We start from the raw sequence: 13,065 nt of genomic DNA, 5'->3' as shown, positions 1-13,065 counted from the left end.
TGCTCATCCTCCCTCTCTCGTTCCATCAATCAGCACACTCTTACCTTCCAAGCGATAACAAATAATTTGCTTGCCCTTATTTTTCTCGAATTGTTTACTTGTCGAGAACATAATTGAGTTTCCCATGGAAGTTTCCACCTCATAAATCCTTATTCCAAGCAAAGCAATTAATGGATTTATATAAAGTAAATCCGATCTCAATGATAACCACAGTATCAGTACGATAAGAAGAAGAAAAACAATTACATCCTGGATCGTCTTAGTACCTAAGCTCACTAAAGGTAAAACATAGGCAGTTAAATAAACAAGAATGTCTTTATCTCTTGATTGGACATTTTTTATAAGAAGATTGATTTGTCCAATACTCCTTTTTTTCGTTCTGAAAATTTCGAAAATAATATAGAAACAACAAATACATGAAAGCACGAAAATGAATGAGGTCGTTAGGTTAACAACTTCTGAAGCTTTTGTCCATTTGAAGTCCCAGTTCTTAATAGAATTGTAAAACGACTGATGGTCAACAAATTTGATAATAAATATCAAAAACAATGGAAAATAGGCCGATAAAAGTAATGCCAGACGATACCACAACGGACTTTTCAATACTACCGCCTCCAATTTGGCAGATAAGATAATTTTAACATTTTTTCAAAAATGAAACATATATTTAGGTGAATCTCTTTTTTTCATTATAACAGAACAAATGTTCCTAGAGGTTGTTTTCTTACTCCAACTAAATTTCTCAACGATTTTCCTTTAGAGTCCACTAATACAATTCAATTTAAAAAACTTATAGATCACTATTTCTGAGTGCGTGGTTCATATTTAAGACAAACTCAAGAAAAGTCCCCTTTATAAAGAACATGTAGTAAAAAAGCGGAATTCGAAGTACCTACTGTAAAAGAAACCGATCACTGGAAAAAAGAATTATTAGAACCAGAAAAATTCGAATTATACAGCCTCAAAGTCACAAATAAAGAAAACAAGGGTTACAATGTGAATTTGAATGTGTTTAGGAACCAGAAGGGCAGCTATATAATGTATGGTTTAGCTCCACAAATGAAGAGTGATGAAGTTATCAAAAATGGCACATTTAAACTTAGGAATTTCCCCGTTAAAGCAGACACAGAAAAACTAGAAATAGTAATCACCTGAGAAGACAGTTGGGAGCAGAAATAAAGAAACGTTTTTGCTAAACCTGTGATTTGTAACAAACTTTTCGGCGTTTTTTATCCACTAGAAGCGTCTTTTTTCATAAAAAGAAAAAATTTAATTATTTTATTTAAGAAAAAATAAGTTGATCTGATCTGTACCTAGCGCAAAGTCTTAATATGTATAAGGAAATGCATTGGAAATGATGAATAAATAGTACATCGATTTAAAAGGCATCACCTTGATCCACGTAGGATTGAGGTGATGCCTTTTTAAATCTTGGGCTTACTCCATTAAAACCCCTTATTCTGAATAACTTAGAAATTAAATATACACCGTTTAAAACCCTTCCTTGGTCACAATATTGGCTGTGAAAATTGATTTTCTAATATGCCTTTAACTTAACACCCTTGACTTTTCCTTTTACATCTTAGATTCCATGAAATTGTATTTATTCATTGATACCAAGAACTTTTGTTCGTATAATGATATTGAGAAGGAAAAACCCATAAATTTGTCACCTTACAACAATGCTTTAGAAAATTAAATTTTCATATTGTAGCTTAAGCTACAACGTTAATAATGAATTAAAAATGACTTACAAATGATGAATGCTAAGGCAGTCATGCAAGATTGGAAAATATGCTTCAAATTTTATTGCGAACTAGGTAACAAGTTTTCAAATAGGGAAGAAAATTATACAACCCAAAGTACCAATTATATTACTCTGTTCTATTAAAGTTTTAGTAGGAGGTATTTTATATGGGAAGTTATCAAAGACGAGGAGAGAATTCTTTTCTGTTGGTGGTAGAAGCAGGATATGATGCTAAAGGCAAGCGTAAAAAACGCACTAAGACAATACGGATCACTGATCAACCTTTATTAAAAACGAAACGCAAATTAGAAAATTTCTTACAACAGGAGTTGGCAAAATTCCAGATTGAAATCGAAGCTGGTGAATACATCGCTCCTAACAAAAACTTGTTTAGTGATTTTGTTCAGGAATGGTACAAGCGTTACGCAATTAAAGAGCTATCCCCCACTGTTGTTAAGAACTATATGAGTTCTCTACGAAGTCACATCCTCCCCGTATTTGGAACTAGAAGAATTGGGGATATTAAAACCATTCAAATCATCCGGTTTTTAGATGATAAAGCAACCGCCGAGAATGAAAGAAAAGATGGCCGACCAGGTAAACTCTCGCCTGATTCTATTCGAAAGTTTTATGATGCGCTTTGTAATGTATTTAACAGAGCATACGAGTGGCGTATTATTAAAGATAATCCGATGACTGGCGTTAAAAAGCCAGCAGTCAAACAAAGAGAAATGAGGTATTACACTAGTGAAGATCTTGGAGAAGTATTTGAAGCTTTGAACCAGGAATCACTGATGTGGCGTGTATATTTTTTAGGAGCTTTATTTGGTGGATTTAGACGAGGAGAATTAACAGCCCTTGAGTGGTCTAACATCTTATTTGATACTAATGAAATAGAAATTATAAATAACATTGTAGGTAGCGAAAACGGTCAACCTATTATAAAAGACCCTAAGACGAAATCCTCTAAAGCATCAGTCGTCATGCCTGAATGGTACATGGAGTTGTTAAAAGAGTATAAAGATGAGTGGCTTAATGAAAAAGAAAGCGCAGCAGAATATTGGGAAGGAAGCGATCATCAGTATCTTTTTCATAAAGGATTAGGAAGTCCCCTCTACTTTACAACGCCTACAACAAAATGGAGTCGGATAGTTGAGAAATACAAATTGAAAAAAATTCGTCTTCATGACTTACGCCATAGCATGGTCGCTCTTTTAATGGAAGAAGACAACGTGAATTTACCAGCCATTCAGAAACGTGCTCGTCATTCAAGTTCGAAAATCACTTCAGATATCTATGGACATATTTCTAAGAAAAGAGCTACGCAAACTGCGAGTCAATTTGATAAATATGCACCAAATAAAAATTTGGTCAACAAATCGTCAACAAACTAATAATTGTGGTGTGTATACAAAAACGCACACATGAGAAAAACCCTTGATACACAAGGGTTTCCAAGATGGAGCATAGCGGGCTCGAACCGCTGACCTCTACACTGCCAGTGTAGCGCTCTCCCAGCTGAGCTAATGCCCCGTATTATGACAGCGATTTCCTGTCGACAAGATTCATTTTATCATAGCTTTTATTGTGAGGGCAACTTATTTTTTGAAATATGCGAAAGTACATAAATCTCATTTCGAAATGGCAGCCTCTATATCAAAAGCCCCTCAACATAATACCAATGTATATAAAGTATAATGTACACAAAATATTTTGAGGGGCTTTTACTCATTCTAAAACTTTTCTTCTACTTCCCCTGCTTCTTCTTTTAATTCCAACTTCCTTTTTTCCAACTCCAGTTTCTTTTCCTCTACCTCTAACTTCTTCTTTTTCAAGTCAAAATTCATTACAAAATATAAAAAGATAAACGTCATCCCAACGATTACGGATATAAATAAAAATAGGTCCAAACAAATCTCCTCCAATATTTAGCTTCGTTCATTAAGTATACTTATAAATATAAACATCATGTTCATTTTTCTTTATTCAACCTGCAATGTTGGTTGAATAAGCTGTTTTAAACCGCCTTACCTCTACCTGTTTAGTGATGCTATACTAAAAGATATATACAATTTTGATAAGGGAGATGAATTCATGAAAGATATCCTTATCCAATATATGAAACGGTTTTCGGATCTCAGTGAATCCGAATTAAGAAAACTAACAATCGATGTTCCTGTTGCTTCGTTTAAGAAAGGAACGGTCCTTTTACATCAAGGTGAAGTTCCTGACAAATGCTATTTTGTTTTAAAAGGATGTGTACGGCTTTACGGTGTCGATAAAAATGGAAATGAGAATACGTTCAATTTCTATACGGAAGAACAAAGTGTCACGATCTTTAATCAGCATACTCCCGACAAAATTTCTCCATACTCTCTTAGCTGCTTGGAAGACTGTACGCTTATTGTTGGTAATTTATCGACTGAGCAGGAAACTTACGACATGCATCCGGTATTAGAAGAACTGACTCGCAAAATGATTGAAGAAGACCTGGGTGCGATGAGGGATGATTTCTCATCATTCATTTCTTCGACGCCAGAAGAGCGTTATCATAACTTGTTGAAAAAAAGACCAGATTTAATTGACCGGGTTCCTCAGTACCAACTAGCAAGCTACCTGGGAATCAAGCCAGAATCTTTAAGTCGTATTAAGAAAAGGTCGGTAGCTAATCTCAGGATTGTTGATTAGTCCATCGTTACTTTTCTTCCTTTCACCAATAACCAGATCCCAAAACCTAATTCACCGATGACCATGGGAGCCATCAGAATTAATTCTAGTAGCCCAATAACGTTTTCAATTTGTGGGACAAAATTGTACATGAAATGAATAATCGAGTAGCTAAAGCCTGCTATAATAACAAGGATACTAATCACCTTTGGTATCTTTTTTGTATTCATTGCTACCAGGCCCACCGCGATCAGATGAAGGCCAAAAATGATTAATCCAAATGACCAAATTGCTTCAAAAGCTGTGATGGAATCCATCGCTTGCTGTGCCACGCGCGATGACGTACCTAACTCTGAATTTTGAACAACACTATTGGTTATTACAAGATTTGTAACCGCAGTGGCTAGAATGGCTGTGTAAAGGAAACGAAGCCAGCCGGCGAATAATGCATAAGCAGGATGGAACGGCTTCAAGAACACATAAAAGCCCCATGATGCAATTAAATCCATTATGATAATGAGGAGCCATCCAAGTACCTCAAGACGAAACAAGACTTGAGATGCTTGGATATTTTTTAATGTCGTTGCTGCATCTCCCTCAATGACTAATGAGCTATGCACATACCCTTGAGAAAAAAATGCAGCAAATGTCATGATAAGTAATGCAATTGCTGAAAAGACTGCTGCTTTTTGCTGCATGTTTTGATTAGTTGTTGCTTTTGATTCCATATAAGAACCTCCTCGACTTTGATGTTAAATCTATTGTATTTCGTCTGAGGAAGACTTTCATTGACTTAAATCAAGAAAATTACGCTTTTAGAAATTTGGGCAGGTGAAATAGCTCAGCAGTTCGATCTCGCTCTGCTTCACAATAAAACCCTCTTGCGGATGCAAGAGGGTTTCTTTGTGTTCAATTACATAATAAACATCTTACAAACAGCAAAAGAAACGCTGCCCCAGCGTTTCTCCTCTCTTATCTTCTCTCCCTACTCGTTAACCCCATTGCCACAAACCGTACGATCAATGACGCCACAATACTATACACAATCAGTGCGAACACCGCAGAGAATTCAACGACATACTGTCCGGCGAATTCTGTAGTTGGAAAGATGTTTCGGAATGGATATAACAGCGGTGCTGAAAAGTCATAAATCCACTGTACGAATGGAGCTGTCGGATTTGCGCTGAATAGTTTCAGCAATATGCGAATTCCGAGGATCGCTTCGATGATGCCGAAGATCAGGCGTACGAGCGATACGAGGAATGATGATAGTGCTCTCATGTTTCTTCACCCTTTTTTAAACTGTCATACCCTTTCTTTACCCTGTTGCGATTGATCACACACGTGTCGTTTTTTTCCAGTGATTGATGGGCATAATGGATGTGGAGAAAGGAGCGTTATACTTTGAGATTACGTGACTTAGTTTATTATATATCCCGCTATCCGCCTGTATTACAACTAGGTGCACTGATTGTGCTGATTCTTATAACGATGGGCTTTATCATGCATCTGGTGGAGCCGGAAATGTTTCCGACCGTTTTCGATGGGGTGTGGTTTGCGATCGTGACGGCTTCCACGATTGGGTACGGTGATACATCACCTGAGACGGTTAGAGGGAAAGCTTTTGCGATGGTGTTTATTATGTTTGGCGCTGGCTTTATGACGTTTTATATGGCGAAGCTTGCTTCTTCCTTTGTGATGACGCAGGGGGCGCTTGGCCGTGGAGAGCGAAGTTACGAGCGAGCCAATCATGTAGTTGTGGTTGGTTGGAATTCGCGCAGCAGACATACGATCAAAGCACTGTTATCCAATCAGCCTGAACGATCCATCGTGCTCATTGATCATTCGCTTACGGAAAACCCACTTCAAAAAGAAGGTATTCATTTCATTCGTGGAAACCCTGGTGAGGACAGCACATTGCGAAAGGCGAAGATTAGCGATGCGCATACCGTTCTTATCACAGCGGATCAGTATAAAAGTGAAATAGAAGTGGATATGCAAACGATTCTTACCCTTCTAACTGTAAAAGGGATCAACCCTTCGGTGTATACAATTGTGGAAATTCTTTCGCCTGAGCAAATTGTGAATGCTGAGCGAGCTGGTGCGAATGAGGTAATCGAAAGTGCCCACCTACTCAGTACAGTTATGACGAATAGCGTTTTCTCTCACGGGATTTCGACCACTTTGCTTGAGATGCTAACGCATTTAAAGCCTAATCAGCTTGATTTCATGAGTGCTGAGTCGTTTAGTGAGAAGTCCTTTTGTGATGTAGCACAGCAACTAAATGAAAAAGATATCCTGATGATCGGTGTAAAAAGAGGGAGTGAGCTCGTCATGAACCCCTCCCCTTCATTTCTTATTGCATCTGATGATCTCTTACTCGTGATTCACACATAAGATGAGAGCGCAGCGTCTAGTTCTTTCACGTATCGCTCTCCGTATTTCAGCCATTCTTCATCGATTTCAGCATCTTTATTTGTGGGCTCTTGGAACTGATTAAACGACGCTGAGATGTTCCCAATATTGCCTTCAGGATCAACTCCTGCCTGGTACATATGAGAGAGCATGAACGGCTGGCCGATTTTGACAATGGCGCCATCCGCATCAAGCTCTTTTTTCACAGCTTTGATCGGTACGCGTAGAAAAAGATAGCCGTCTTCGTCATCGATTTTGTAATCAAAATAACCGTGATCATACTCCCATCCGCCTCCGTAGCTATAGCCTAGTTGACGAAGCTTGTCTTCCATAATGCTAAGTTCAATCGTTTTCCCTTCAAGCTCCGAATTCATTGGAATCATGTGTATTTCCTCCCTGTTTGCATTGTCTACGCTTATCGTGTCCAAACAGAGGATTTTCATGATAAAAAAAGCGCAAGCGCCTCGTTCACCCACGACAAGCTTAAGACGAGCCTCAATGTGGCGCTTTTTGCCACAATGAGGCTTGACTTAAGACCTCGAGCGGGTGACGCTGGAGCTAGATAAAAAAAAGAGAGCGCCGCTGCGCTCTCCTTAGTTCGTTCTATTCGTTAGTCTTAAGGCGATCCTCAAGCTCAGCTTTTTCTTTTTCGAATCCTGGTTTACCAAGAAGCGCAAACATGTTTGTTTTGTATGCTTCTACTCCTGGCTGATCGAACGGATTCACGCCAAGTAGGTAACCGGAAACGGCACATGCTTTTTCAAAGAAATAAGCAAGGTAACCGAAGTGGTAAGGCGTCATTTCAGGGATATTCACGATCAAGTTCGGAACGTCACCATCTGTATGAGCAAGCATTGTACCTTCGAATGCTTTCTGGTTAACAAAGTCCATTGTTTCACCAGCAAGGTAGTTCAGCTTGTCTAGGTTCTTGTCGTCTTCTTCGATTGTGATCTCATGACGCGCTTTCCCAACGTTCAATACTGTTTCAAACAGGCTACGACGGCCGTCTTGAACGTATTGTCCCATCGAGTGAAGATCAGTTGAGAAATCAACGGATGCTGGATAAAGACCTTTGTTGTCTTTACCTTCACTTTCGCCAAAGAGCTGTTTCCACCACTCAGAGAAGTAGTGTAGAGATGGCTCATAGTTCACTAGAAGCTCGATGTTCTTGCCTTTGTTGTAAAGAGCATTTCGAACCGCTGCATACTGATAAGCTTCGTTTGAAGCGATGTCAGATGTGTTCAAGTCATCTTGCGCGTCTTGAGCACCTTTCATCATCTCTTCAATGGAGATACCGCTTGCTGCGATTGGAAGAAGTCCAACAGCTGTAAGAACAGAATAACGTCCACCAACATCATCAGGAATCACGAAGCTTTCGTATCCTTCTTCGTCAGCAAGTGTTTTAAGCGCACCTTTTGACTTGTCTGTTGTTGCATAGATGCGACGACGCGCTTCTTCTACGCCATATTTTTCTTCAAGGAATTTACGGAAAATACGGAACGCGATTGCGGGCTCTGTCGTTGTACCTGATTTTGAAATGACGTTAACGGACACGTCTTTGCCTTCAAGTACGCTAAAGAGATCCTGCACGTAAGTTGAGCTAATGTTATTACCTACGAAGAAAACTTGTGGTGTTTTGCGCTCTTCTTTTGTTAGCACGTTATAGAAAGAATGGTTCAGCATTTCGATTGCTGCACGAGCACCTAAATAAGAACCACCAATACCAACGACAAGAAGCACGTCAGAATCTGATTTGATTTTCTCAGCAGATTTCTGAATGCGTGAGAATTCTTCTTTATCATAATCATGCGGAAGCGTTAACCAGCCAAGAAAATCATTGCCAGCCCCCGTTCCATTATGTAGCGCATCGTGTGCAGCCTTCACTGCATCCGCCATGTATGTTACTTCATGTTCGCCAACAAACGACAATGCTTTTGAATAATCAAAACTTACTTTTGAAGTCATAATTAGCCTCCAATTATCATTTTTTGTTCTTCACTCACGTTTTACTTTAGCCCAAGACCCATTTGAAATCAAGAACACCGATCCATGTAAGCGATTACCTGGAAAGATTTCTTTCTAAACTCGTTTGACCTTGTGTCCTTATTCACTTCAGAGGACAAATTTCTTCGCTCGATTTTTGACACATTCGATTGAAACCTGAGTTTCAATCGCCTTTAAGCGGAGCTTAAAGGTCGCTGTGTTCGGCAGCCCCGGTGAGCAAATTCATTTGCTCTAACCGGGGCTGCCGAACACAGCGTAAATGGGTCAAAAATCATCCCTAGCTAAAAAGCATAACAAAAAGAACCGCTCCAAAACGGAACGGTCCTATCATTTCACCTTATAGAGAAGCCTTCAAAATCGCCATCACGTCGTCGCGCTCAAGGGATTTGAAATTACCAAACGCCCCATTAGCCATCGCACGGTCAGCGATAAGATCAAGCTGGCTATCGTCAATGTCGTAATCAGCAAGACGGTTTGGTGCACCAAGGCTGCTCCAGAACGCACTTAGCTTGTCGATACCTTCAAGCGCAACATCGCGATCTGATTTACCTTCTTCGCTTACGCCAAGAACTTTGACAGCAAGACGCTTGAACTTATCAACGTTCACGTCAAGATTATGTCTCATCAAGTTCGGGAAGAGAATTGCAAGTCCACCAGCGTGTGGAATATCATAAACAGCTGATACTGCGTGTTCAATGTTATGAGAAGCCCAGTCACCGCGAACACCCATCTGTAGAGATTGGTTTAGCGCTACTGTACCGCTCAACATGATTGTTGCACGGTGGTCGTAGTTTTGCATATCTTCAAGAAGTTTTGGAGCTGTGTTCATCACTGTTTCAAGTACAGAGAACTGCATGTTTTCTTGAAGCTCTGTATTTGATTCAGGGTGAAGATACTGTTCAAGTACGTGAGACATCATGTCCACCATGCCGTAAACTGTATGGTTTTTTGGCACTGTATACGTGTTCTCAGGATCTAGAATAGAGAATTTCGGGTGTACAAGTGGATGTCCCCAACCGTATTTCTCTTGTGTATCCCAGTTTGTGATAACAGAACCTGGGTTCATTTCTGAACCAGTTGCTGCTAGCGTCAGGACTGTACCGAATGGAAGAGCTGCTTCAGGAAATGCTTTCTTCGTTACGAAGTCCCAAGCGTCTCCATCATATTTAGCACCTGCAGAAATCGCTTTTGTGCAGTCAATAACACTACCGCCACCTACTGCTAGGATGAAATCAACGTTGTTTTCTTTACAAATATCGACACCTTTATGAACAGTTGTTAGGCGCGGGTTTGGTTCAACGCCGCTAAGTTCAAATACTTCAGCACCGATTTCTTTTAGTGTGTTCATTACGCTATCGTAAACACCGTTTTTCTTGATGCTTCCTCCGCCATAAACAACGAGGACTCTTTTTCCGTATTGTGGCACTTCAGTTTTGAGCGCTTCTAGCTGCCCTTTACCGAAGATCAATTTTGTTGGATTTTGGAAAGTGAAATTATTCAATGTTATGTCCTCCTTTAATTCAAACCATGTTTAACTTCGCCTTTAGGCGCTATAAAAACTCACCTTTTATCTTTAGCAATGCAAGAAGTTTAGGTGAAAGTAAATTACCACCAAAAGGTCTGATTCGTTCAACTAACCATCAGAAATAAACAGCTTTGATGGAAGTTCCATTTTATTATGCCTCAATCAATTATTAAAATAAAGCAATCTGCTTATAGGAATTATGTGGAGTCGGTATGTATAATTTGGTGAAGTTTTAATCATCTTATAAAAGAATCATTATGTTTCCTAATAAAAGGAGGTATTCTTATGAGCACATTACAACGATTTGCTCTTGCGTTAGTGATCATCGGAGCAGTCAACTGGGGTCTCATTGGATTTTTCCAATTTGACCTTGTCGCGGCTATATTCGGTGGACAAAATGCTGCACTTGCTCGAATTGTCTATGGCCTAGTCGGGCTAAGTGGACTATATTGCCTAACACTACTTTTCAAGCCGACAGAAGAGCTTTCACATGACCCTGATCGCGCAACAACATAAAAAAAAAGAAGGCAGCCGCGGCTGCCTTCTTTCGTCATTCTTACTTCTTCAGACGCTTGTTCAATTGAGCTTGACGGTCGTTAGATTCTTTCAACCAGTCTTTTAGCTTATCTTCAAGCGTGTTGAAGCCTTGTGGAGAAGAAGTTTGTTGTGGTTTCTTGTTTCCGCCGCTCGGTGCTGCCGGGCGAGGCTTTCTTTCCGGACGCTCAGGTTTAGGCTGAGTAGCACGGATTGAAAGAGAGATTTTACCGGAACCTTCTTCAATGTTAAGGATTTTCACCTTAACTTCGTCTCCTACAGTAAGTTGATCTTCGATATTTTTTACGTACCCGTGAGAGATTTCAGAAATGTGAACTAGTCCTTGCTTTTGGTCGTCAATTGCAACGAAAGCACCAAAAGGCTTAATACCAGTTACCTTCCCTTCAACGATATCACCGACGTTATATTGCTCTGCCATGAAAACACTCCTAACAAATTTTTTCAACTTTACTAGTATAACATAGATTTCTAATCTAGACAAAACATCATACTAGCCTTTTCTACAAATCATACCTTTCTATTGAAGGAATAGCAAGACAAGAATGTATTATAAAGCATTTACTTTCAAATTAAAATAAACAGAGGGAATGGCTGGTACTTCAGTAATAACAAGGTTTATAGCGTGTGGTAAATAAATACATGAATATTTAATATTGACTGAATTCTTTCCGCTCGCTATAGTGATAAAATGCCATTCAATTGGACTTACTATATTGTATGAGGTGACAAGATGAAATCAAATGATCAATGGTCGTCAAGATTCGGATTTATTTTGGCTTCAGCTGGATCAGCTATCGGGCTTGGTGCACTGTGGAAATTTCCATATATGGCGGGTACAAACGGTGGAGCAGCATTTTTCCTTGTTTTTCTTCTTTTCACTGTTTTAGTCGGCGCTCCAATGCTTCTTGCGGAATTTGTTGTTGGGAGGCACTCACAACAAAATGCCGTTTCTTCTTATGAATCAATTTCCGGGAAAGCAAGCTGGAAATGGCTTGGTTATCTGGGCGTTATCGCCTCTTTCATTATTCTTTCCTTCTATAGTGTCATTGGAGGATGGGTGATTACGTACTTAACAAGAAGCTTCTCTGGTTCACTTACAGGACTTCAAAATAGCCGTTACGAAGAGTTGTTTGGAGAAGTCATTGGAAGTCCTGCAACCGCTCTCCTAACACAGGCTCTATTCTTAGCGATAACAGTAGCCATTGTGCAGTTTGGGATTCAAAAAGGGATCGAAACAGCAAGCCGTTATATGATGCCAGCTCTCTTTATTCTTTTTCTTGTGCTTGTTGTGCGTTCGCTTTCTCTTGATGGCGCAATGGAAGGGGTCTCCTTCTTTTTAAAGCCTGATTTCTCTATGCTATCAGCAGAAGGTGTTCTTGATGCCCTTGGCCAATCTTTCTTTGCGCTCAGCGTCGGGATCTCCTTAATGGTTACGTACAGCTCTTATCTTGATAGAAAAGCTGATTTAACAGGATCAGTAGTATCAGTCGTTAGCCTGAACGTGTTAATCTCATTTCTAGCTGGACTTGCCATCTTCCCTGCTGTTTTTGCATTTGGATTTGAACCCACAGAAGGACCTGGACTTATTTTCACTGTTCTTCCTGCTGTTTTTAATCAAATGACGTTTGGCGGTTTGTTTTTCACAGTTTTTCTAGCGCTTTTGCTCTTTGCAACGTTAACATCAGCATTTTCTTTGATGGAAATCATTGTTTCTACAGTGACGCATGGTAAAGAAAATCGTAAGAAAGTTTCCTGGATCGCAGGATTCTGCGTATTCTTACTCGGGATTCCTTCCGCTTTGTCATTTGGTGTCCTTGGAGACATTTCCATATTTGGCAGAACAATATTTGATACGATGGACTTTCTGGCAAGTAACTTATTAATGCCTATCGGTGCTCTTCTTATCTCTATTTTCGTTTCTCGGAAAATGAAGAAAGAAATATTAGCGGACGAAGTAATGATGTCTTCTAAAATAGGGCGGGTCGTCTTCCCACTCTGGTATGGTTTAATTCGTTACTTTGTCCCAGCTGCCATTACAATTGTCCTCGTTACATCTTTACTTTCATATTAATTTCATTTATATGTATATTCTTTTTCTAAAGTGGGAATAACAGGAGTAGTAAGCTATCTATATTCCCCCTTTTGAAGACGA

13 protein-coding genes and 1 tRNA gene are annotated in these 13,065 nt (G+C 39.6%); 5 read left to right on the top strand and 9 right to left on the bottom strand.

The window, feature by feature from the left end; genetic code table 11:
• Positions 1–3: 3 nt before the first annotated feature.
• The gene (locus tag IQ283_RS05125; RefSeq protein WP_194219047.1) at positions 4–603 is read right to left on the bottom strand and encodes a hypothetical protein; all 600 of its coding nucleotides are present in this window, start codon (positions 601–603) and stop codon (positions 4–6) included.
• 1,311 nt (positions 604–1,914) lie between these two features.
• On the opposite strand from IQ283_RS05125, the gene IQ283_RS05120 reads away from it, so the two are divergent.
• Complete coding sequence (locus IQ283_RS05120) at positions 1,915–3,141, top strand: tyrosine-type recombinase/integrase (RefSeq protein WP_194219046.1); 1,227 nt, start codon at positions 1,915–1,917, stop codon at positions 3,139–3,141.
• 66 nt (positions 3,142–3,207) lie between these two features.
• On the opposite strand, the gene IQ283_RS05115 is transcribed toward IQ283_RS05120, so the two are convergent.
• Together IQ283_RS05115 and IQ283_RS05110 are read right to left on the bottom strand one after the other, a co-directional pair.
• Positions 3,208–3,280 (bottom strand) — tRNA-Ala (locus IQ283_RS05115).
• Positions 3,281–3,480: 200 nt separating this feature from the next.
• Positions 3,481–3,657 (bottom strand): hypothetical protein, encoded by a 177-nt coding sequence (locus IQ283_RS05110; protein ID WP_194219045.1) that lies wholly within the window; start codon positions 3,655–3,657, stop codon positions 3,481–3,483.
• A 184-nt stretch (positions 3,658–3,841) separates the two neighbouring features.
• Here IQ283_RS05110 and IQ283_RS05105 point away from each other — a divergent pair, with 184 nt between their 5' ends.
• Positions 3,842–4,435, top strand: a complete 594-nt coding sequence (locus tag IQ283_RS05105; protein ID WP_194219044.1) for a Crp/Fnr family transcriptional regulator — start codon at positions 3,842–3,844, stop codon at positions 4,433–4,435.
• Here the strand turns inward: IQ283_RS05105 and IQ283_RS05100 are convergent.
• Both IQ283_RS05100 and IQ283_RS05095 read right to left on the bottom strand, forming a co-directional pair.
• The gene (locus IQ283_RS05100) at positions 4,432–5,142 is read right to left on the bottom strand and encodes a DUF4386 domain-containing protein (RefSeq protein ID WP_226615036.1); all 711 of its coding nucleotides are present in this window, start codon (positions 5,140–5,142) and stop codon (positions 4,432–4,434) included. The genes IQ283_RS05105 and IQ283_RS05100 overlap by 4 nt on opposite strands.
• A 244-nt stretch (positions 5,143–5,386) precedes the next feature.
• Positions 5,387–5,695, bottom strand: coding sequence for a YggT family protein (locus tag IQ283_RS05095; RefSeq protein WP_098444795.1), 309 nt, complete (start codon positions 5,693–5,695; stop codon positions 5,387–5,389).
• A gap of 123 nt (positions 5,696–5,818) precedes the next feature.
• On the opposite strand from IQ283_RS05095, the gene IQ283_RS05090 reads away from it, so the two are divergent.
• Positions 5,819–6,811, top strand: coding sequence for a potassium channel family protein (locus IQ283_RS05090; RefSeq protein WP_194219043.1), 993 nt, complete (start codon positions 5,819–5,821; stop codon positions 6,809–6,811).
• Here IQ283_RS05090 and IQ283_RS05085 read toward each other — a convergent pair.
• The 3 genes from IQ283_RS05085 to IQ283_RS05075 form a co-directional block, all read right to left on the bottom strand.
• Positions 6,802–7,212, bottom strand: coding sequence for a YugN-like family protein (locus IQ283_RS05085; RefSeq protein WP_194219042.1), 411 nt, complete (start codon positions 7,210–7,212; stop codon positions 6,802–6,804). The genes IQ283_RS05090 and IQ283_RS05085 overlap by 10 nt on opposite strands.
• Positions 7,213–7,432: 220 nt before the next feature.
• Positions 7,433–8,794: a glucose-6-phosphate isomerase gene (locus IQ283_RS05080; RefSeq protein ID WP_194219041.1), complete on the bottom strand. Its 1,362-nt coding sequence runs from the start codon at positions 8,792–8,794 to the stop codon at positions 7,433–7,435.
• Positions 8,795–9,170: 376 nt separating this feature from the next.
• Complete coding sequence (locus tag IQ283_RS05075) at positions 9,171–10,334, bottom strand: iron-containing alcohol dehydrogenase (RefSeq protein ID WP_194219040.1); 1,164 nt, start codon at positions 10,332–10,334, stop codon at positions 9,171–9,173.
• 309 nt (positions 10,335–10,643) lie between these two features.
• Between IQ283_RS05075 and IQ283_RS05070 the strand changes: the two genes are divergently transcribed.
• Positions 10,644–10,874: a DUF378 domain-containing protein gene (locus IQ283_RS05070; protein ID WP_194219039.1), complete on the top strand. Its 231-nt coding sequence runs from the start codon at positions 10,644–10,646 to the stop codon at positions 10,872–10,874.
• 40 nt (positions 10,875–10,914) lie between these two features.
• Here the strand turns inward: IQ283_RS05070 and yugI are convergent, their stop codons facing one another.
• Complete coding sequence (gene yugI, locus IQ283_RS05065) at positions 10,915–11,331, bottom strand: S1 domain-containing post-transcriptional regulator GSP13 (protein ID WP_098444801.1); 417 nt, start codon at positions 11,329–11,331, stop codon at positions 10,915–10,917.
• 312 nt (positions 11,332–11,643) lie between these two features.
• Between yugI and IQ283_RS05060 the strand changes: the two genes are divergently transcribed.
• A complete protein-coding gene (locus tag IQ283_RS05060) occupies positions 11,644–12,984 on the top strand; it encodes a sodium-dependent transporter (protein ID WP_194219038.1) in 1,341 nt (446 codons plus the stop codon).
• Positions 12,985–13,065 lie beyond the last annotated feature (81 nt).

The sequence above is a fragment of the Pseudalkalibacillus hwajinpoensis genome (assembly GCF_015234585.1).
Taxonomy (GTDB): Bacteria; Bacillota; Bacilli; order Bacillales; family Guptibacillaceae; genus Guptibacillus; species Guptibacillus hwajinpoensis_B.
Note: the sequence above shows the minus strand (reverse complement) of the source record. Positions and strands in the feature narration are given on the sequence as shown.